This window comes from Peribacillus sp. NPDC055009 (assembly GCF_053608705.1).
The window spans coordinates 1-17,815 of record NZ_JBSGVZ010000028.1 but is presented as its reverse complement, the minus strand read 5'-3'; the positions used below and the strand labels follow the sequence as shown (position 1 = coordinate 17,815).

At 33.9% G+C, this 17,815-nt stretch carries 16 protein-coding genes and 3 pseudogenes; 4 read left to right on the top strand and 15 right to left on the bottom strand.

Annotated features, from left to right (window positions below; translation table 11 throughout):
• Window positions 1–60 precede the first annotated feature (60 nt).
• The 3 genes from ACWF5P_RS25335 to ACWF5P_RS25325 all read right to left on the bottom strand — a co-directional run bounded on the left by ACWF5P_RS25335 (window position 61) and on the right by ACWF5P_RS25325 (window position 4,259).
• A complete protein-coding gene (locus tag ACWF5P_RS25335) occupies window positions 61–1,401 on the bottom strand; it encodes an MFS transporter (protein ID WP_452445435.1) in 1,341 nt (446 codons plus the stop codon).
• A gap of 213 nt (window positions 1,402–1,614) precedes the next feature.
• On the bottom strand, window positions 1,615–3,078 hold the full coding sequence (locus ACWF5P_RS25330; protein ID WP_452445434.1) for an aldehyde dehydrogenase family protein: 1,464 nt from the start codon (window positions 3,076–3,078) through the stop codon (window positions 1,615–1,617).
• Between the two features lie 11 nt (window positions 3,079–3,089).
• Window positions 3,090–4,259, bottom strand: a complete 1,170-nt coding sequence (locus ACWF5P_RS25325) for an iron-containing alcohol dehydrogenase (protein ID WP_452445433.1) — start codon at window positions 4,257–4,259, stop codon at window positions 3,090–3,092.
• 638 nt (window positions 4,260–4,897) lie between these two features.
• Between ACWF5P_RS25325 and ACWF5P_RS25320 the strand changes: the two genes are divergently transcribed.
• Both ACWF5P_RS25320 and ACWF5P_RS25315 read left to right on the top strand, forming a co-directional pair.
• The gene (locus ACWF5P_RS25320) at window positions 4,898–5,545 is read left to right on the top strand and encodes a GntR family transcriptional regulator (protein ID WP_230163210.1); all 648 of its coding nucleotides are present in this window, start codon (window positions 4,898–4,900) and stop codon (window positions 5,543–5,545) included.
• Window positions 5,546–6,486: 941 nt separating this feature from the next.
• Window positions 6,487–7,494 carry a hypothetical protein gene (locus ACWF5P_RS25315; RefSeq protein WP_452445432.1) on the top strand — a complete coding sequence of 336 codons (1,008 nt, stop codon included), beginning with the start codon at window positions 6,487–6,489 and terminating at the stop codon, window positions 7,492–7,494.
• 161 nt (window positions 7,495–7,655) lie between these two features.
• Here the strand turns inward: ACWF5P_RS25315 and ACWF5P_RS25310 are convergent, their stop codons facing one another.
• Window positions 7,656–9,323, bottom strand: a complete 1,668-nt coding sequence (locus ACWF5P_RS25310; protein WP_452445431.1) for a DUF262 domain-containing protein — start codon at window positions 9,321–9,323, stop codon at window positions 7,656–7,658.
• 176 nt (window positions 9,324–9,499) lie between these two features.
• Between ACWF5P_RS25310 and ACWF5P_RS25305 the strand changes: the two genes are divergently transcribed.
• A complete protein-coding gene (locus ACWF5P_RS25305; RefSeq protein WP_452445430.1) occupies window positions 9,500–9,802 on the top strand; it encodes a helix-turn-helix domain-containing protein in 303 nt (100 codons plus the stop codon).
• Window positions 9,803–9,882: 80 nt separating this feature from the next.
• Here ACWF5P_RS25305 and ACWF5P_RS25300 read toward each other — a convergent pair.
• From ACWF5P_RS25300 to ACWF5P_RS25280, 5 genes and pseudogenes are all read right to left on the bottom strand, one after another.
• A pseudogene (locus ACWF5P_RS25300) lies at window positions 9,883–10,270 on the bottom strand (transposase); the annotation flags it as partial.
• Window positions 10,222–10,494: a hypothetical protein gene (locus ACWF5P_RS25295; RefSeq protein ID WP_452445455.1), complete on the bottom strand. Its 273-nt coding sequence runs from the start codon at window positions 10,492–10,494 to the stop codon at window positions 10,222–10,224. The pseudogene ACWF5P_RS25300 and the gene ACWF5P_RS25295, both read right to left, overlap by 49 nt.
• Window positions 10,495–10,751: 257 nt before the next feature.
• Window positions 10,752–11,390 carry a hypothetical protein gene (locus ACWF5P_RS25290; protein WP_452445429.1) on the bottom strand — a complete coding sequence of 213 codons (639 nt, stop codon included), beginning with the start codon at window positions 11,388–11,390 and terminating at the stop codon, window positions 10,752–10,754.
• 85 nt (window positions 11,391–11,475) lie between these two features.
• Window positions 11,476–11,874 (bottom strand): hypothetical protein, encoded by a 399-nt coding sequence (locus ACWF5P_RS25285; protein ID WP_452445428.1) that lies wholly within the window; start codon window positions 11,872–11,874, stop codon window positions 11,476–11,478.
• A gap of 91 nt (window positions 11,875–11,965) precedes the next feature.
• A complete protein-coding gene (locus tag ACWF5P_RS25280) occupies window positions 11,966–12,388 on the bottom strand; it encodes a hypothetical protein (RefSeq protein ID WP_452445427.1) in 423 nt (140 codons plus the stop codon).
• 119 nt (window positions 12,389–12,507) lie between these two features.
• Here ACWF5P_RS25280 and ACWF5P_RS25275 point away from each other — a divergent pair, with 119 nt between their 5' ends.
• Window positions 12,508–13,008: a hypothetical protein gene (locus ACWF5P_RS25275; protein ID WP_452445426.1), complete on the top strand. Its 501-nt coding sequence runs from the start codon at window positions 12,508–12,510 to the stop codon at window positions 13,006–13,008.
• A 63-nt stretch (window positions 13,009–13,071) separates the two neighbouring features.
• Here ACWF5P_RS25275 and ACWF5P_RS25270 read toward each other — a convergent pair whose 3' ends face one another.
• The 6 genes and pseudogenes from ACWF5P_RS25270 to ACWF5P_RS25245 all read right to left on the bottom strand — a co-directional run bounded on the left by ACWF5P_RS25270 (window position 13,072) and on the right by ACWF5P_RS25245 (window position 17,686).
• Window positions 13,072–13,359, bottom strand: coding sequence for a hypothetical protein (locus ACWF5P_RS25270; RefSeq protein ID WP_452445425.1), 288 nt, complete (start codon window positions 13,357–13,359; stop codon window positions 13,072–13,074).
• A 22-nt stretch (window positions 13,360–13,381) separates the two neighbouring features.
• Window positions 13,382–13,684, bottom strand: a pseudogene (locus tag ACWF5P_RS25265) (site-specific integrase); the annotation flags it as partial.
• A gap of 622 nt (window positions 13,685–14,306) precedes the next feature.
• A complete protein-coding gene (locus ACWF5P_RS25260; protein ID WP_452445424.1) occupies window positions 14,307–14,570 on the bottom strand; it encodes a hypothetical protein in 264 nt (87 codons plus the stop codon).
• Window positions 14,571–14,899: 329 nt separating this feature from the next.
• Window positions 14,900–15,622: a DNA-methyltransferase gene (locus ACWF5P_RS25255; RefSeq protein WP_452445423.1), complete on the bottom strand. Its 723-nt coding sequence runs from the start codon at window positions 15,620–15,622 to the stop codon at window positions 14,900–14,902.
• An 870-nt stretch (window positions 15,623–16,492) separates the two neighbouring features.
• Window positions 16,493–16,906: pseudogene (locus tag ACWF5P_RS25250) on the bottom strand (cysteine hydrolase family protein); the annotation flags it as partial.
• Window positions 16,907–16,921: 15 nt separating this feature from the next.
• Entirely contained in the window at window positions 16,922–17,686 is a 765-nt protein-coding gene (locus tag ACWF5P_RS25245; protein ID WP_402942662.1) for an NUDIX domain-containing protein, read from the bottom strand.
• Between the last annotated feature and the right edge of the window lie 129 nt (window positions 17,687–17,815).

Sequence of the window (17,815 nt, the reverse complement as noted above, 5' to 3'; positions counted from 1 at the left end):
ATTACATAAACAAAGGGCTAATATAGGTCTCTCTCTTTATAAAAGGAACTCATAATCTAGTTATATCGCTTCTACTTTCTTAGTAAAGTCAATAAAAAGGGATGCTCCAGCTAAGACTAAACCAAAGATACTAAATAGAACCAGTCCCATAAAATATGAACCTGTAAACGATACAATAAAACCGATTACAATAGGAGTGATGACACCAGCCATGTTCCCTGCAAAATTCATACAACCTCCTATCGTACCAACATGTTCACGCTGGGCAATTGTGGCTGGAATACTCCAATACAAGCCAGCCCACCGTAGGAAAAATAATGCGATACAAAGTAAAGTAACAGCCGTGGTAGGAGATGCTGAGAGCGTTAATAATAAGATGCAAGAGGCACTAATTAACCCTGATATGACTAAGAGAGTATGCATAACCGTATTAAATTTGCCGCCTTTTTCCCTCCATTTGTCTGCAATCCATCCCCCAGTCAATTCACCTACAACACCTGCACCAAAAATAAGCAATATCGCACCTCCAATGGTTGTTATATCTAAGCCTTGTGTTTTTGCCAAGTAATTAGGTCCCCAAGTCATGAGACCGAAAAAAATCGTGTTTAACGAATAAAAGCCTAGGCACATGCACCAAAAGTTTCGATTTTTAAAGTAATGTTTGATCTTTGTGTTTTGAGTTTTCCCTTGGGAATCCGAGTTGTATTCCTCTAAATGTGCTTTTTTTAGATATTCTCGTTCAGCTTTGTTCACCCTTGGATTAGTTTCTGGCGTTCCCTTTATAACTTTCCAACTGATTAAGCCAATCACGATCGTTAGAAGACCAACTCCAATTAAAGCACCACGCCATCCTCCGAGCCATGCCATGAAGGCTATTGTTAATGGTCCACCAAGGGCCGTTCCTAAGGATGCACCGCTATCAAGTAAAGTAGCACCACGTCCTCTTTCTTTGGAAGTGAGCCATACGGATTGCATTTTGGATCCACTTGGAAACATAGGTGATTCCGCTATTCCAAGTAAAACCCGTAAGAAGATAAGCATTTTACTGGTACTAACAAACCCAGTTAAAGTTTGCGCCAATCCCCATGCAAGTGCTGAACCCACTATTAATTTATCAGGTCTATAACGGTCCGCAATTAAGCCAACCGGAATTTGCATAAGTGCATATCCCCAGAAAAAGGAACTTAGTACAAGCCCTACAATGGCAGGGTCCAAAGCTAAGTCCTTTTGGAGTGCTGGCATGGCAACAGATAAAACAGCCCGATCAATATAATTGATTGTAGTGAGACCAAGTAGAGCAACAAACACTTGCCAACGCACATTGGTAGGTTTATCCAAATCATGTGACAATGGTTTACTGTTGGATAATTCCAGGTCTGAATCCTTACGTTGTAGTGACATTTTATCAATCCCCCACTAAGAGTAAATTTCGTGCCTTTTTTGAAAACGTAGGACCATTTATATCGGTTAAAATTTTAGTTGTTACCTTTTTCCAGCACTAGTCCGGATAATCATTTAAACACACTACTTCTGAAGTAAAGAGAACCTTCTTTCTGAATTAACCCTGCTTTTATGCTCCTTAGTGCTTTGTTTGCAATTAACAAATGTCTATCATTAATTATTAGCATCATAAATCACTTTTAAATCCGTAAAGAAATCTTTTGCTGTACTGCCAATAGAATAAGGTCCTATTGCTGAATGTTTTAAACCTCCAAATGGTACATGGGATTCACTGATAGTACCATTATTCACATGAATCATACCTGCTTCTACTTGGTTAACAAATAGATCCTGATATGATTTATTTTGAGTAAAACAAGCTGCTGCAAGCCCATAATCACTGTCATTGCATATTTCTAGCGCTTCGTTGAAGCTATTTGCTGTCAATACGACAAGTACAGGTCCAAAAATTTCTTCTTTCGCTATTCTTGAATTAGGCTTAACATCAGCGAAAATGGTAGGTTCAAAGAAATATCCTTTTGTTCCCTGATCTGAGGCTTTTCCGCCGGCTATTAATGTGGCCCCTTCCCCCAAACCAATTTGAACATACTTTTGTGTAGTTTCTAATTGATCTTTAGATACTAAAGGTCCCAATGTAGTTTGTTTGTCAAAACCATCACCAATAACATATGCTTCAGTTTTTTCCTTTAAGGCTGCTACTACGCGATCTCTATCTTGCTTGTTAACGATTATTCGGCTAATAGAAGTACATCTTTGCCCTGTAGCAGCAAAAGCAGCGGGAACTATTTGATTAATGGCCTTTTCTATATCCGGGTACTCATAAATAATGGCTGCGTTTTTCCCACCCATTTCCAGTTGAACATGGATCAAACGTTTTGATGCTTGTTCATAGATGTTTGATCCCACCCCTGTTGAACCAGTAAATGTAACTCCTCGAACCTTTGGATGATTGACTAGTTGGTTTCCAACATTTCTTCCTGAACCAATTATTAAGTTTAATACACCCTCTGGCAGTCCTGCCTGTTCAAATAATTCAGCTATCTTATATCCCATTCCTACCGTTACACTTGCTGGCTTAAAGACAACCGTATTCCCAGCAACTAATGCCGGCGCAATTTTTCGTAAAGGTGTTACCAATGGGAAATTCCATGGTGAAATAGCAGCGATTACCCCCTTAGGAACCCTAATCGTACGAATGTTTACATTCTCACGCTCACTAGGTAAAGTCTCTCCTGTTAACCTTGATGCTTCCCCAGCTGTGAAACGAACCTCGCTTATAGTTTTATTCACTTCTCCTAAAGATTCACTAAATGGTTTACCTTGTTCTTTTGTCAATAAATCTGCTACCTCATCTTTTTGTGATTCTAAAATTTCGGCAAAGCGATAAAGGTATTTACCACGATTAATAGGAGACATTTTAGACCAGGATTTGAATGCTTCTTGAGCAGCATCTACAGCATTGTTTGCATCCTCTTCCGTAGAATTTGGAGCTATCCAGATAATTTCCTTAATATTCGCTGGATTTTCCCTTTTATAAGTCTGGTTATTTGAAGATGGAACCCATTTGCCGCCAATATAGTTTTTTAACGTAATAGGAGAACTCTTAACAACTACCATTTTTACACCCCTTATTTAATAGAATTGATTATGGAAACTAAATCTTTAATAGAAACATTTTTAGGATTTGCATTTGTCATGCCACTATCAAACGCTTCCTGTGCCACCACTTGAATTTCTGCCTCTGTTAATTCAATGTTGATATCCTTCAAAGTCGTAGGAATCTCTAAATCTGAAATTAACTCTTCTACAGCTTTCACTGATTTTTCAGCAGCACTTCGAAGGCTTAAGTCATGAACATTTTCTCCGAGCAAAGCAGCGATATTTTTAAACTTTTCAAAGTCAGAACTTAAATTATATTTCATAACTACTGGTAACATTATAGAATTGGCTAAACCGTGGGCGATATTGTATCGGCCACCCAGTGGATGGGATAAAGCATGAACAGCCGCAATCCTCCCCCAAATAAAGGCAATCCCTGCAATGGTGCTTGCCAGCATCATATTAGATGCAGCTTCTAAATTGGATCGATCTGCAACAAATGGCCTTAACCATTTACCAATCAGCTCAATGGCATGTAAGCCTAAAGCTTCTGTAATTGGCTGTGCCTGATTAGATGTATAAGATTCAATGGCATGGCTTAATGCATCCATTCCCGTAATCGCGGAAGATCCTTTTGGCAAAGTGGTAAGTAAGCGAGGGTCCAATATTGCCACTTTTGGATGTAAATGTTCACTAACAATCCCCATTTTGTATTTCCTTTTTTCATCCTTTAATACAGTTGCGTGGGTAACTTCGGATCCAGTGCCCGCCGTTGTAGGGATGGCAATAATATCTGGTCCACGGTTTGGAATTTGATTCTTCCCTTCAAACAGACTTAAATCACCTGGATTTGCTACAGCTACAGAAACCCCTTTCGCTGTATCAATCGAGCTTCCACCACCTAATCCAATAAGGGCGTCACAATTTTTCATTATGAAGAGCTCTTCCACTTTTTTTACCACCCTTAAAGTCGGATCAGGTTCTACTTCAGTAAATAATTCATAATTAACTTCCCCACTCTTAAGAACGGATTCTAAACGATCAAGAGTACCTGAATCAACAATTCCTTTATCCGTACAAACAAGTATTTTTTGATAGTTATATTTTTTAATAATGCTAGGTAATTCCTGAATACGGTCAACCCCAAAATGGATCTGTGTATGCAACCCAAATTCAAACGAGTCTGTTAATAAATTCATAAGTATCCCCCTAGTATCTAAATTTTTTAATGATCAATATTTTTCGACGGTTTGAGTTTATGACTTGCTATATAGCCTATAAAGTAACCGTTTTCATAATTAATTTTAGTTCTTATCCTATTAAATCTGAGAAGTGAAATCACTGATATTTGTATTTTCTTTAATATTAAAATTTACATGTGTGATGTGTTAAATACCTAATCGATTATTCTTTTTTAGTACTTTACCTTCACATCCTATTATTAGACAGACCATTATTCAAATTTCTCTTACACGTATCCACTCCTTTAAGATAGTTTCATTATTATAGATTATCGATAATCTATAATAAAGATAGCAATTTCCTTTTGAATTGTCAAAATAATTTAAAAATTATTTTAAATAAAAATTACCATGTGAAAAAACTTCACTTCGATACAATCAATTTTTTCCTTTACTTCCTCTAATTATTATTACAAATAGTTTACTGTTAATTATCGATAATATATAATCGCTATAATACATTTATATGCGAATGCCCAAATATTTTAGAATCATCTAATTATTGTTAAAATAGATTGAAATAGTTTAATAACTAAACTTCCTATAAATACTATAGATGATTAAAAATAATTAAAGATTAAAGGAGTGTTATTTCTATGGAAAAAAAAGTTACAAATTATTCTTTGCCTGATCAAGTATGTGATCTTTTAAAAGAATCAATTATTAAAGGAGAATTAAAACCTGGAGATCGAATTATAGAAATGGAAATAGCAAAATCTTATAATGTTAGTCAAGCTCCAGTTCGAGAAGCTCTTTCACGTCTTAGAAAAGAAGGTTTCGTCATTCACCATCGTCATAAAGGAACTTTTGTATCCAACTTCTCTAAAAAGAACATTGATGAAATTTATAGCTTCCGTGAAGCAATAGAGCCCTTAGCTATAGCAAGAGCTATACAAAAAATAAAAGAAGTAGATTTAAAAGAACTTAGTGATTTATATCAAGAAATGCTTAAAGCAGGTAAAAATGGTGACCTTGAGAAAGTTAGAGAAATAGATGTAGCTTTTCATAGCTATATTTATAAACTAGCGGATCATGATTATATGTACCAGGTATGGGAAGATTTAAGTGCGGTATCGAATCGAATCTGGTATATAACAAGCAAAATTTATTTTGATAATTTAGATGAAATTGCAAAACTTCATAAGCCTATATTAGATGCTTTATATAAACGTGATGTAGAAGGATGTATTAAAGCATTTAATATTCATACACATTATGTGTGGGAAAAAATAACTAATGAGTAAAATGTTAGTCGGTTAAAGCGACATTGACACAATGATTTCTGGTGTTAAATTAAAAGTGGAAATTAATGTATACCTCCAGTAATAGGTAAATATATGAATATGACTTCGGATAAAAACTAGTCAACAGTGTGTTTCGATATCATCGTTGCACACATTGACCTAGTTTTTTCTATATAATCATTACACTTTTTCTGGGGTGCACTATTAACTATTACCCGCCATTAGAGAAAAAACTAGTTATTTACTGACTAAATATTTACGATAACACGACCACGTATTTTACTTTTTAAAGTATCGCTAATATGATAGATTACTCTTCTAAAGTAACTTTTCTCTGTAAAAAACCAAGACATTTGCAGTCTCAAGTCAGTAGCTAAGCTACCAACTAAATCAAAAATACCTCCACCGTGAACGCTGCTAGAAAGATTTCTTTTTAATTCTTTCTAGCAGGAGTTTCTTTATCTTCACTCATTTGAACACCCCCTGTATATTAAACAATTATTCCTATTTGATAAAAAAACCATATTTCTTGTGGAGTTATCCTGCCCCTTTAGTTCCATAAGATAGTTTTTTCAGTTCTTTCTTTATTCATCTTTAATGTTAGAAAAGAAGTCTTATTAGAATACTCACTTTAAATGATAGCAGTTAGCTTATATCCCGTTGAGTCGGTTACTAAGTAAAAAAATCGAGAAATTTATTCAATAATCCATAATTCTGAGTATAGTTAAAGCAGTAATTAATGAATCCTAATCATAAATTACATCATCGATAGTTTTGACTATTGTGTGTCTTACGCTTGCAAAAATGCAACACGAACTTAATATTCCCGTTTTTCAGGAGCATATCTTAAGGTCATTGTTAGCGGTTTTGGAACATAAACCTTTTCTCTTTGTCATTAAAATATGCTCTCTTTCTTTCATAGATTAGAGGTGTTGAAAAAAGTGGAGATTAAAAACTTAGTTGTTAAACAAAATAAAAAAGGCCAATTTTATACGGTTAAATTTGATTTAAACCGAGATAATAACATCACTAAAAATTGGGCTACAATAGCAAGGGAAGGTAATAAATATATCTTTAATAGTGTGATTTACAAGATTGATCCGGAGCAAGCTGTGTTTTCAAATAATATGGTAAAATCACCTGACCCAGAGTTCTATTACAATGCGTCTTTGTCAGAAAAGGTATTTAATTTAATCTTAAAATCTCAAGATTTTACACAGTACCGAGAAAAATACAATATAAAATTTGATTTAAAGAAAGTATATGACAGTAAGCAAATAATAGAGCGAGAGGAGAACCTTAAGAATCTTATCAAAGTAGCATTAGAAAGAGATGAATATATTGGTGCGATTTGCAATTCTGGGGAATATTATATCCCATTGTTTGAAATGGATCCTGGTTGGCATATTGAATCCTTTCTACCTAATGGTGATGAGTATAATGATTATTTAAAATACATTGCTTTTGATAAAGAAGCTGAAATTATAAAACATTTAAACTGGGTCATAAAGCGTTTAAATAAAGTTTCAAACAACGTGTACGCCGTAAAAATTGAAAGTTTTCTTGAAACTAAAGTTACTAATACAGGAGTAGAAGAAGAGTTTGGTTCATTGTTTGGCTGGGACTTACCTGAAGACACAATCTTTTATGATGAAATATTCTATACGGAAACGATAACTAGGCTTGCAAAAGAAATGTTGGAGAATAATGAAGAAGAAATTTTTAAAGCTGCTTTAGTCGGGAATCCAGATGTGTTGGATGAAAATATAAGTGAATATTACATTGCAGATAGTGTCATTTACGATGATGAATCTTATTTTGTCGATAAAATGTATGATTTTGCGCTCAACAAAGCATCCTATCTAGCAAAAATAAAACGAGATTTCTCCGCATATCTGGATCTTAACACGCTAGCTAAGAAGTTTCGACCTGAAAAACCACGGCTTTAAACACGCGGCTAAATTTAGGTTTAGCTGCTAAAAGAGCCGATGTTCATCTGCGCGTAAATACCTAACAACAGTAAAAAAAAGCATTGCAACAGCAACGCTTTTTTTTACTACTTGATATTAAAGCAACACCAACAACAAAGATTGGTAATTCTCCCCCCTCCCTACTTCAAATTATTGAAATTCCATATCTTCTTAGCTATACCTGCAAGGTACACACTCCTAATATTTATTTCTTCAAAGGTCCACTTGTCTTCTTGGCAAATTTCTTTGGTTAACATTATGATAGATTGCTCATATTTTTTTTTCTTCTCAAGAAAAGGGTAATTAGATGCAGTAATGTTTAATTCGCTTCCAAGTAGCGTAAGGTTCCCAATTCTATTAACAAACATTGAATATTCAGAAGCTCTTGTCCCGAGTTCTTTATGCCAAGTATTTTCAATGACTTTATTTCTTTTCCTTAGTAATTCCCTTGGCATAATATGTTCGATGTGAACGTCACTCCGACCACTTATCGTTTTTTCTCTTGTGTTGTTTGTTAAAGCATTTTCTATCATTTCTAGGATATATTTCGTTTGTGCTGACCTTGTAAAATCCCGGTTCTGGAAGTTTAAATAGAATTCAGTATCAGTTGGGGTTCTCCTCTTAAGATAATCAACAATATAAGAAACTGGCATCTCGTTATTGAACGACTCTAAAGCCAAATGATTGTAAATTCTATCTATGTCTCGGGTTGAAATATTACATATACTTCTTCGCAATGTAAAAACTTCGATAGCATCCAAAATCGGTATCAATTGTTCTTTATTAAGGTTCTCGGTAAGGCACTTAATTAGAAGGGGGTAGCTCGTAGTTGCTTCTATACGTACTAACGTATTTAGCCGATCATCCACCTCCTTTATGCCTAATATTCCATTATATAGCTTTAAATACATTTCAGATTTTAACCATATATCTTCAACTAAACTCAATAAATTATCAGTTGAATCAATCAACTTTTGATATTTCGAATACAGTTTAGGTATAGGGACTACACCATATTCAATAGAGAACAAATAATGCCTAAAGAAACGAACCTTATCGTGTCGAACCGACTCAATATCCTCAATATTTTCAATGATACTATCCCAAATATCAATGCATTCTTCCAACATTGATTCGTTGGCTGAAAATTTACTTAGTAAATAATTTTTAATCAAATCAACGGAAGAAAGGGATAACCCGCGGTTATTTAGGGTCTCAAAAAGCCTGAACGCGTCATAATATGAGTCAGTAACCATTAATACTAGATCCAATTGCCCTAATAACTTTGTATAAATGTGCTGCCATTGCAGTTTACTGTCTTGCAACTTTTCTAAAAAGAAATTATAAGCTTGAATGATTTTTTCATTTTTCATTTCTTCCCTTTTAATACTTTTTTCAACTAATTTTTTGAATAATTTGTTATCCTTCCTTCCTAATATTAGCTTGGCTTCGATTTCATCTATTGTAGAACTTTTTAAAAAGTAATTATTTATGTAGGCCGCACGATCCTTATCAATTTTTTCTGCTAAATCACGAATTGCAGTTAAAAGTATTAGAATTGTTGTAATTCGTTGTTGCCCATCTACTACCTCAAAATACCCAAAACCTTTTTGCCGTTCCTGGCTTATGGTAATTATAAAGCCCAAAAAATGGGTTTGGTCACTTTCTAATCTGATTAAATCCTCCCATAGATCATTCCATTGATCTTTCCCCCAATTGTATGGCCTTTGATATAGAGGTATTCGAAAGACTTCATTAACACTCCCTAATAATTTTCCAATACTGAGTCTTTTTGTATCTATTGACATTTTCTCACCTCCACGGTCAACTTCTAATGATTATTATAGTCATATATGAATATTTTTAAACATAAAATAGTTAACTTTGACTAATTGCGTTTTTTTAATTACATATTTGCTATGATATTTCCACTTAATATAAATAACCAATTCTTTTTATAAACAGTATTAACGGGGGATTTATTATGATAAATTTGGGTGAAAAATTGCGAACTTTAAGATCAGATAAAGGAATATCTAGTACCCAACTTGAACATTTATCAGGAATTAGTCAGTCCAATATTAGTAAAATAGAAAGGAATATTATATCTCCAACTATAGAAACTCTTCTAAAGATTTCTGAAGCATTAGAAATTAGCATTATTGATATATTTGAGATTAACGAAGATACGCCTAGCGATTTGATTGATCTAATCAATACAGCGAAAAAGTTATCCTCTGATCAACGGCAAAAAGTTACTGAAATGATTCAATCTTTTTTAAAATAGTTATTTTAGAAATGTGAGAAAAAATGTAAAAAAACCACCGCATTTTGAAGTGAACCCAAAAAGTTAAACACTATATTTAGTTAGGCAACCTTGAGGGCATGAACCCGGTAATCAACCGGGCTCATGCCTTTTAATTTCACCTTAATTCGTTGGTGATTTTAATAATAAATATAATCTTCTAGTTCTTGTTTGAAATGCTTCATGCTATCGAACTTTTGTAAATAAAACAATTCAGATTTTAATAAGCCAAAGAAGTTTTCCATGACAGCGTTGTCGAGACATTTTCCCTTCCGAGACATGCTTTGTGTAATCGCATGTGACTTCAAGGTATGTGAATATGGTTTCATTTGGTAATGCCAGCCCTCGATCCGAATGAAGGATGTGTGAATCTTCCGATTCCAATCGCATTATGGCTTGCTCTAACATCTTGGAGAGTAAAGGGTAAATAGGACGTGATTCGATATTGTAGAATCGCTTGTTGTATACTCCCAAGGAGCGTCGCCTGGTGTCCACATTTTGCCGTATTTCGTGTGTTCCTCGCAAAATTCTGTCATTGCTTCATTAAGAACTGCTTGTACATCTTTATCATTTAAATACGGTTTTAATAAATGCCAATTTTCACGAACTGGATATAGTTTTTCTTGTAGTTCAATTTCTCCCTCGATTTGTGGTGTTAATGTAACTGTTATCATAATGTATTGCCTCCATGTGATTTGATTTATAAAGACATTATATTGACCCAATTGTTAGGTAAAAACGGAAAATAATTTTAAAAATCGTGTTTCTTCATATATAGTGGTTGAAAACAAAAAACGTACCGTAGGAACTTTTTAACGTGATTCAAGAAGGTTATTATGTGAAGTGAATTATCTACCGTAGCTCGTCAAGCTGTGCGGTTTAGTGAACAAATAAAAAAACATCCCACGAAGGATGCCTTTACTTTTTTGCTTTATAAATACGTTTTTAGCATTTTTATTTGAAATGCTCTGAGGTTGTTCGAATAATAACTATAGTTCAACAGTGTAGAAAGTAATATGGCGAATTGGAAAACAAATCCTGACCATAAATAAATGTAAAACTGAATATCGGCAAAATGAAAATCACTAAAACTGCTAATAAAAATAGTTCCTATCATAGACATTCCAGAGCTTACAGCTAACGCTCCGAGCCCATGCACAGTACTCAGCAAGTATCTATATCTATCTTCTAGGTATTTTCTTGTTTCAGCATCTTGATTAATGAGCATCGCATGCCAAACGTATTCAAATTGGAAATAATCTTCGTGTGGGTTTTGACCCCATTCATCATGCTTAGGAAACTTTTCTCCAATCTTATCGGCAACTTCATGGTAGTTTTTATTTTTATTTACGGCCCAAGTAAAGCCAAAATAGATTTGATGTAATATATATCCAATTGGCACACCGATTGCTGCTAAAGAAATCAAAACGGTCAAACCTTTAGAAATATCCAACAAATTGGATTCTAAAGGATTAATGTTCTTGATGAATAAGCTTTCATAGAACAACCAAAATATCAGCACCCAACCAGGGATTCCCCAACGTATTAAATGTTTTGTATCAAACCTCAATATCTATCGGACTCCTTTCATTTTATATTTCATTAATTCTTTATATAATCCTTCATCCAAAAATAAAAACATCCTTAAGGATGTCTTAATCGAATAAACCTGATTCTGGAAATGTTAATTTTCCAAGCATTTTTCCGTAAGATATTATTGCTTGAATTGTACCCCACGTTTCATTTGCTTTATTCGCTGTTTCTACTACTTTACCTAAAATATTATTTGCGTCTTCGGGAGTTTCCGCAGTAATAATGGTGAGCACTTCTTGCAATAATTGAAAGGTTTGCTCGTTTATCTCGTTGTTTTTTCTTACCAGTGCTATTATTTCATTTATGCCTTTCACGTCTGCCGAAATTTCTTTCAAATAATCCCTTTGTTCAATTTGTACTTGTTCGGCTTTTCTTCTGTTTTCTGTAATGTGGTCAATCACTTTTTGACGCTTTTGCATGTCTTTCTGCAATCGCCGATTTACTTCGTCCATCGGGTTCATAATTATCACTCCATTCATTTATTCATTCTAGAAAATTGGACGATTTTCCTGTGATTGCTTGAGTCTATGTTTTTAACAAAGCTATTATTTTTTATCTATTAATAATTTCCAATACCTTTGCTTCATTATTATTATTTTTTATTTCAATGCAATAATCTAATAACGCGATTTGGCTTTTTGTATCAGCATGTCTATGTAAAATCTTTATTATTCCTTTTGAAATATCGGAGAGCAAAAAGTATATTCCAATTAATAAACCAATTAATAAACCAATTGATATCCATGCATCCCAATTACTCCAAATATCGATTGCCTTTAAAGTAAGTGCATAAAAGGTATTGATTATCAATAAAGCAAGTGCAATTAACCAAGGCAGTTTTTTAGTATTTGCATCTGCAGAGCTTTCTCCGATAATCAAAGCCATTTTAATAAATTTTAATTCTTCAACATCATAAGCAGATGATAAGTAACTTTTAATTGTTTCTCGATTTTCTTCATTTATAAGCTTTTTCATTTTATCACTCCATTTATCTACTCATTCGACAAATAAGACGATTTTCCTGCAACCTAGCAAAACAATAAGGGTGAGTGATAAAATGTAAATGAACTAAATTGCAGGAGGAATCATATGAGTTGGAATGGGAACTTTTAATAACTTCATTAGTTACACTTGTAGGTGTGTTTTTGGGGAGTTGGTGGGCAACACGTGGCAATCAAAAATTACAAAATCAACAAATGAAAACATATGAACTGAAAACTAATTTCATATTAATACGAAATATCCGTAGTATACAAAATCGACTAGAAAGATTGCAATTTTTTTATGAAGCACAACAACAAGGTTCTTTTCAAGATTTTGGGTTAAATGAAGACCTTAAAGATGGATTAGAAAAACTTGAATACTTTATGGGGAATATTGATTCTCTCGACTATCATCATTTTTCCATGAAGTACATTGCAGAATTACAAAACTTTTTACACTCAATGGACAAGTTAATTGAAGAATCTCATACATATCTTAAATATAACGGGATGGATGATTATCATCCTGATATGGATGCTCGAATAAAAGATGCAAAACAAAGGACCGCAAGATTATTGGGTATTGTTGTCCTTCTAATGGGTGAAAAATAAACTTTCAAAAGACTTGTTTCTTCATATTAAGTAAAAAGCGTCCTCGAAAGGGCGCTTTTTTAATTAAGCATTAATGAACGCTGCTACTAAAAGATTCAAACCGTTGTGCTCAATATTAAATTTTCTTCTGTAATCACTGCCACTAAACGTGTTGAAAAATTCTTCAAGATATTCTTCTGCTTCTGCTTTTCTAGCAAAATCACTTAAATCTGGAATATCATATTTTTCACCTAGGTAAGTGAAAAGAGTTTTGTTTAATGATTTTTCAGCCACCAATTCGATTTCTTCTTTGGCTCCTTTGTCGATTAAATGATTAATCAACAATGTAGGAAATTCTAATCCTGTGCTCATCTTATCACCACCTTACTTAACTTTATTCGACAAATAGTACAATTTTCCTGCAAACAAAAAATTGCTGTTCTGATAATGAATTTACTATTTTATTGCGTTCCTTCAACAGTTTTACGTTCGCCATCGGATTCTTTTTGATATGTTTATTCTTGTATAGGAATATGAAGAAACTCCGCAAGGCACGTAAACTGGTGTTAATACTGGTCGCCTTCAATCCACTTTCCTGCATATTTAAAATCAGCAATTTTATATCACGTTCAGTCATATCCACTTTAGTTCTTTTAATGGCATTAAATTGTTCTTGATAATAATTCAAAGTGTGTGGACGTAAATTCCTTAGTTTTCAATCTTCAAAAAAAATTTAAGTGCATCCTCATCTGTGGTAACATACATAGTTTTGGTAACGATTTTTATTTCATCTTCTGTAAGCAATATTCTTCGTTTACTCACCGCACATGCCCCCCGCACATTATTAGTGTCAAATCTGTAGTGTGAGAAAAAAGAAAAAAGGCCTTACACAATTAAGTGTAAGACCTTGATACAACAGCACTCTTGGCTGTTTCGTGATACCGGTGGCCGGGGTCGAACCGGCACTCCAGAGGAACACGATTTTGAGTATGGTCTTCAATACTTAGTCCGGGAGTAAGCTATCAATTGAAAAAACAAAATTACCTAAAATTTCTGCTCTTTACTCTGTTCTTTCTTCTTTATAAAACCTTGATCCTCCTCATTCCTTTCTGATCAGCTGTTAAAAAATCACAAGTTATCCGATTAGTAAGGAGATAAGGAGGTTAATGACTTTTTTTGAGTTATAAAAATTCTTTGTTAACTTTTTAAGTATTTAATTTCAATCCCCTATTCTCCCATTTTTAGCTAATGTATGATTTATCCTTACTATTTCTTTGCTTTATTTCTTTAAAATGGAATCAATCCTGATATAGTTTATTCTACAACCCTTGTTTTTTCTCCAGCTCTATATCATTTAATAGATACTCATAGAATGTATCCTTATCAAACTGTTTCAAAATTTTAACTTCGGCTGCTAATATCTGCATAAGAATCCATCTTGTTTTTTCGTTCAAATTATTTGAATACCATAAAGTTTGTTCTAATAAATTACGAAACAAATAATACTGAGCCGGTATGCTCAATTCCTCTACTTTGTTTATAAATTGATCTTTCCAATCATCTGCTGAATTACTAAACGTCATTTTATTTATCCCCCATCGATATTTTCTCTTAGCTGACTAAGGTCTATGAATTAAATTCTATTTATAGCCTAGAAACAAGGGGATAATAATATTATTTCGATACCGATTACGAAGCCGAACTGTATTGTCGTTTAAATACGGCGATACAACAAAATATGCACCAGAAAGAATCGCAATTCTAGCAGTTTCTGAATCCATTACTGTACCAGTACCAACTGCAATACCTTCGTTAATTTAACGATCAGCCAATCTTCCTAATACTTTATTAGCTCCCATGAGGGGTACCCCGAAGTCTTCGGAGGTTTCAAGCGAAACAACATCATTTAGCTTCAGGTATCTTTATGCAAAGCATTCGAAGCTTTGTTAAAGTAGGTATTATCTAAATCGAAACCAATAAAGTTTCGATTTAGATTTATAGCAGCTTGTCCTGTTGACCCTGAGCCCATAAAACAATCTAATACTGTTTCACCTTTATTTGTGTGAGTTGCAATGATTTTTTCGAGAACAATAACTGGCTTTTGACAAGGGTGAACTCTCACCTTTCCACTAACTATAGGAGCTACATAAGAAGCCCTATCATAATAAGAATTAAACGTTTTTTTTGTCCCTTTAGTATAGGAAATAAAATATTCTCTTGAGTTTGACAAATAATTTACTTTCGCATTAATAGGGACCGGATTAGTTTTTTCCCAAATTCCTATTCTTTGTTGTTTCAACTTCAGCTTTTCTGCAACTTTTGATATATCATTCATTTTAAAAATATCGTAAAAAATGACCATTGTTCCACCTGGAACTAGTACTCTCTTAAATTCTTGTAAAAGGGAAATCCAATTTAAACTATTCTCTTTTAAATCCCATTCACCAAATTCCATTGAAATAGAACCATATTTTTTTTGGTCACCTCCACCACTTTTAAAATTCGTCTTTCTAGATATAAAATATGGCGGATCCGTACAGATTAAATGAATAGAATTACTCTCAATCTTTTTAATTTCATTCATGGCATCACCATTTATTAATTTTATTTCTCCTGCTGATTTACATACTGTCATTTTACTATTCCCCAATCTTGTTTAATTCTCTTAGTTAGCTAAGGTGTTTGAATTAAATTCGATTTGTCTATTAAAAAACTAGGGGAGACTTAACCTTTTTAATAAAATTATTATTTTTCAAAAAAACATCATAAAAATAGCCTAATTAGGGCGTTTTAAGTCTTTATAACTTTACTCTAAAAAAATCAAAACAAAAAAAGCCACCATAAAATGGCAGCTTAATCTATAATGTATCCCTTTTGGGAGTAAAGTATGGATATTAAATGTAGAACGTATTCAGTATGTTTTAATAGATTTGGAGTCCGGGTTATTATTGTGGACATAATATTTTAGGGGTTCACTAAAAAATCTCGGAGATAGCATCCGTCATTTTCCATGCTTAAAGGTTGAGCAAGATCAATTGGCGTATAACTGAAATTCAATATTCATATATTTGTGGGATAGAACATGGCGAGGGGAATGTATTATTTAGAAACCCTTGAAAAATTATGCTTTTCTTAAAGTGACATTTTTATATTTCAGCATCCCCCTAATGATATAGAGATTGAAATACCCTATTAGAACATAATCTAAAGCTTGGATAGAAGCGGATACCGCAGTAGCTCAAGGACCTTTTTCCTCTTCTACTACAAAAAATATATGTATAATTCCTTTCGTTAACGTATACTGCTAATATCTATGTTCTACTACATCTCTACTACAACAATATGGATTTTGGGGTGACCATGTTGTAGTAGAAAACAGGGTCTGTTATGAGTCATTTATTACTAACGATATGACTTCAAATTCTAATAAATTTTTATTGAAGTATCCCCCCTGAAAACCCCTACTATATAAGGGATTAAACATTTTTCCGATTCCTAGTATTCATAAACAGATATCTGTACAAACCCCGACTAAATATACATCGGTGATGTGACGTTCCCGCAGGCGGATATTAAGGTCCGTCCCTGCAAAGGCCGAATAACGTGTTTTATCTATATAATGAACATTCTTTTGATTTTTATTAGTTTCATATTCCTCTTTTAACGCCCCGTATAGGTCTCTACCCATTGTACCGCTAATATTATGCGGTGGAAACAAATTCGATTCTGGATGTAAGCGGTCTCCTTCTTCATGTAAATCAATCGCGAATACCGTATATTCGCCGCTTTTTATAAAATCCCTGGTTATATTGACTAATTCCTTCTCGATATCCTGACCTGGCTTCCCGCAGGTCAAGGAACCCCCATCTGCCACGAAGTCATACGTATAATCTATATTGATCAATGCCTTTTTCCCCATATCATCAATTCCCCCTCAATAGTAAATAGAGTCCATGACAACCTCTGCATTAAATCGGTAAAGCTGTGAAGGCCGATACGAATTCCGTTTCGTTTTCTTATGCATTCCCTTTTCATCCAAGACTTTTTCCAGAAACGGGAGCTTCGGGGCTTTTGCATAAAAAAGTGAGTCTGCACTGATTTTTGCATCATCTCTGGCTGTCAGCAAAACCCGTTGCAGTTCAGAAAGTGTAAATTCATCCGGCAGGAATTTTTGGGCTATCGTCGTTTGCACCATTTCTTTTTTCATTAAATTCATCGCATCGTTAATAATTGTATAGTGATCGAATGCAAGATCTAATTGTAAGGCTTCCTGAATCGTGAACAATTCAACCTCGGCTGCGTCGTCATTCGCTTTTCTTTGATGAAGAAACTCTTCCTGGACAATGGCATAAAAAGCATTGGAAATGATCCACCCCCTGGGATCTCGTCCTGGCCGGTCATAAACCCCGAAATGCTTGACATGGAATCCAGCTACGCCCGTTTCTTCTTTCAATTCTCGTTTGGCTGCTTCATAGGCAGTCTCTCCAGCATTGACAAAACCTCCGGGTAAAGCCCATTTATCTCCTTCAACATTAGGGCTTCCTTCCTTATCTTTTGTGGCGCGTTTGATTAATAATAGCTTCAAAAACATTTCAGGCGGAGCTTTCTCTGCCGTTTTCTTTGTTGTAATAGTAAAGATCGCAATATCTGCTGTGTATCCATCTGGTGTAATATATTTCTTTTTTTCCTGCTGAGCCATGGCAACTCTCACTTTCTTTCACTAAGTATGGAATTCAAGTAATTAGTAAATCATTAATTACTAATTATAGTACTCTTCCTTGTGTGATTTAGCAACTCTAAATCAGAAAAATTTTCTAATTATTTAAAT

Coding starts and splice junctions, on each gene's coding strand:
- ACWF5P_RS25335 (WP_452445435.1), bottom strand. CDS start 1,401: ATGTCACTACAACGTAAGGATTCAGACCTGGAATTATCCAACAGTAAA.
- ACWF5P_RS25330 (WP_452445434.1), bottom strand. CDS start 3,078: ATGGTAGTTGTTAAGAGTTCTCCTATTACGTTAAAAAACTATATTGGC.
- ACWF5P_RS25325 (WP_452445433.1), bottom strand. CDS start 4,259: ATGAATTTATTAACAGACTCGTTTGAATTTGGGTTGCATACACAGATC.
- ACWF5P_RS25320 (WP_230163210.1), top strand. CDS start 4,898: ATGGAAAAAAAAGTTACAAATTATTCTTTGCCTGATCAAGTATGTGAT.
- ACWF5P_RS25310 (WP_452445431.1), bottom strand. CDS start 9,323: ATGTCAATAGATACAAAAAGACTCAGTATTGGAAAATTATTAGGGAGT.
- ACWF5P_RS25305 (WP_452445430.1), top strand. CDS start 9,500: ATGATAAATTTGGGTGAAAAATTGCGAACTTTAAGATCAGATAAAGGA.
- ACWF5P_RS25295 (WP_452445455.1), bottom strand. CDS start 10,494: ATGATAACAGTTACATTAACACCACAAATCGAGGGAGAAATTGAACTA.
- ACWF5P_RS25285 (WP_452445428.1), bottom strand. CDS start 11,874: ATGAACCCGATGGACGAAGTAAATCGGCGATTGCAGAAAGACATGCAA.
- ACWF5P_RS25280 (WP_452445427.1), bottom strand. CDS start 12,388: ATGAAAAAGCTTATAAATGAAGAAAATCGAGAAACAATTAAAAGTTAC.
- ACWF5P_RS25270 (WP_452445425.1), bottom strand. CDS start 13,359: ATGAGCACAGGATTAGAATTTCCTACATTGTTGATTAATCATTTAATC.
- ACWF5P_RS25260 (WP_452445424.1), bottom strand. CDS start 14,570: ATGACGTTTAGTAATTCAGCAGATGATTGGAAAGATCAATTTATAAAC.
- ACWF5P_RS25255 (WP_452445423.1), bottom strand. CDS start 15,622: ATGACAGTATGTAAATCAGCAGGAGAAATAAAATTAATAAATGGTGAT.
- ACWF5P_RS25245 (WP_402942662.1), bottom strand. CDS start 17,686: ATGGCTCAGCAGGAAAAAAAGAAATATATTACACCAGATGGATACACA.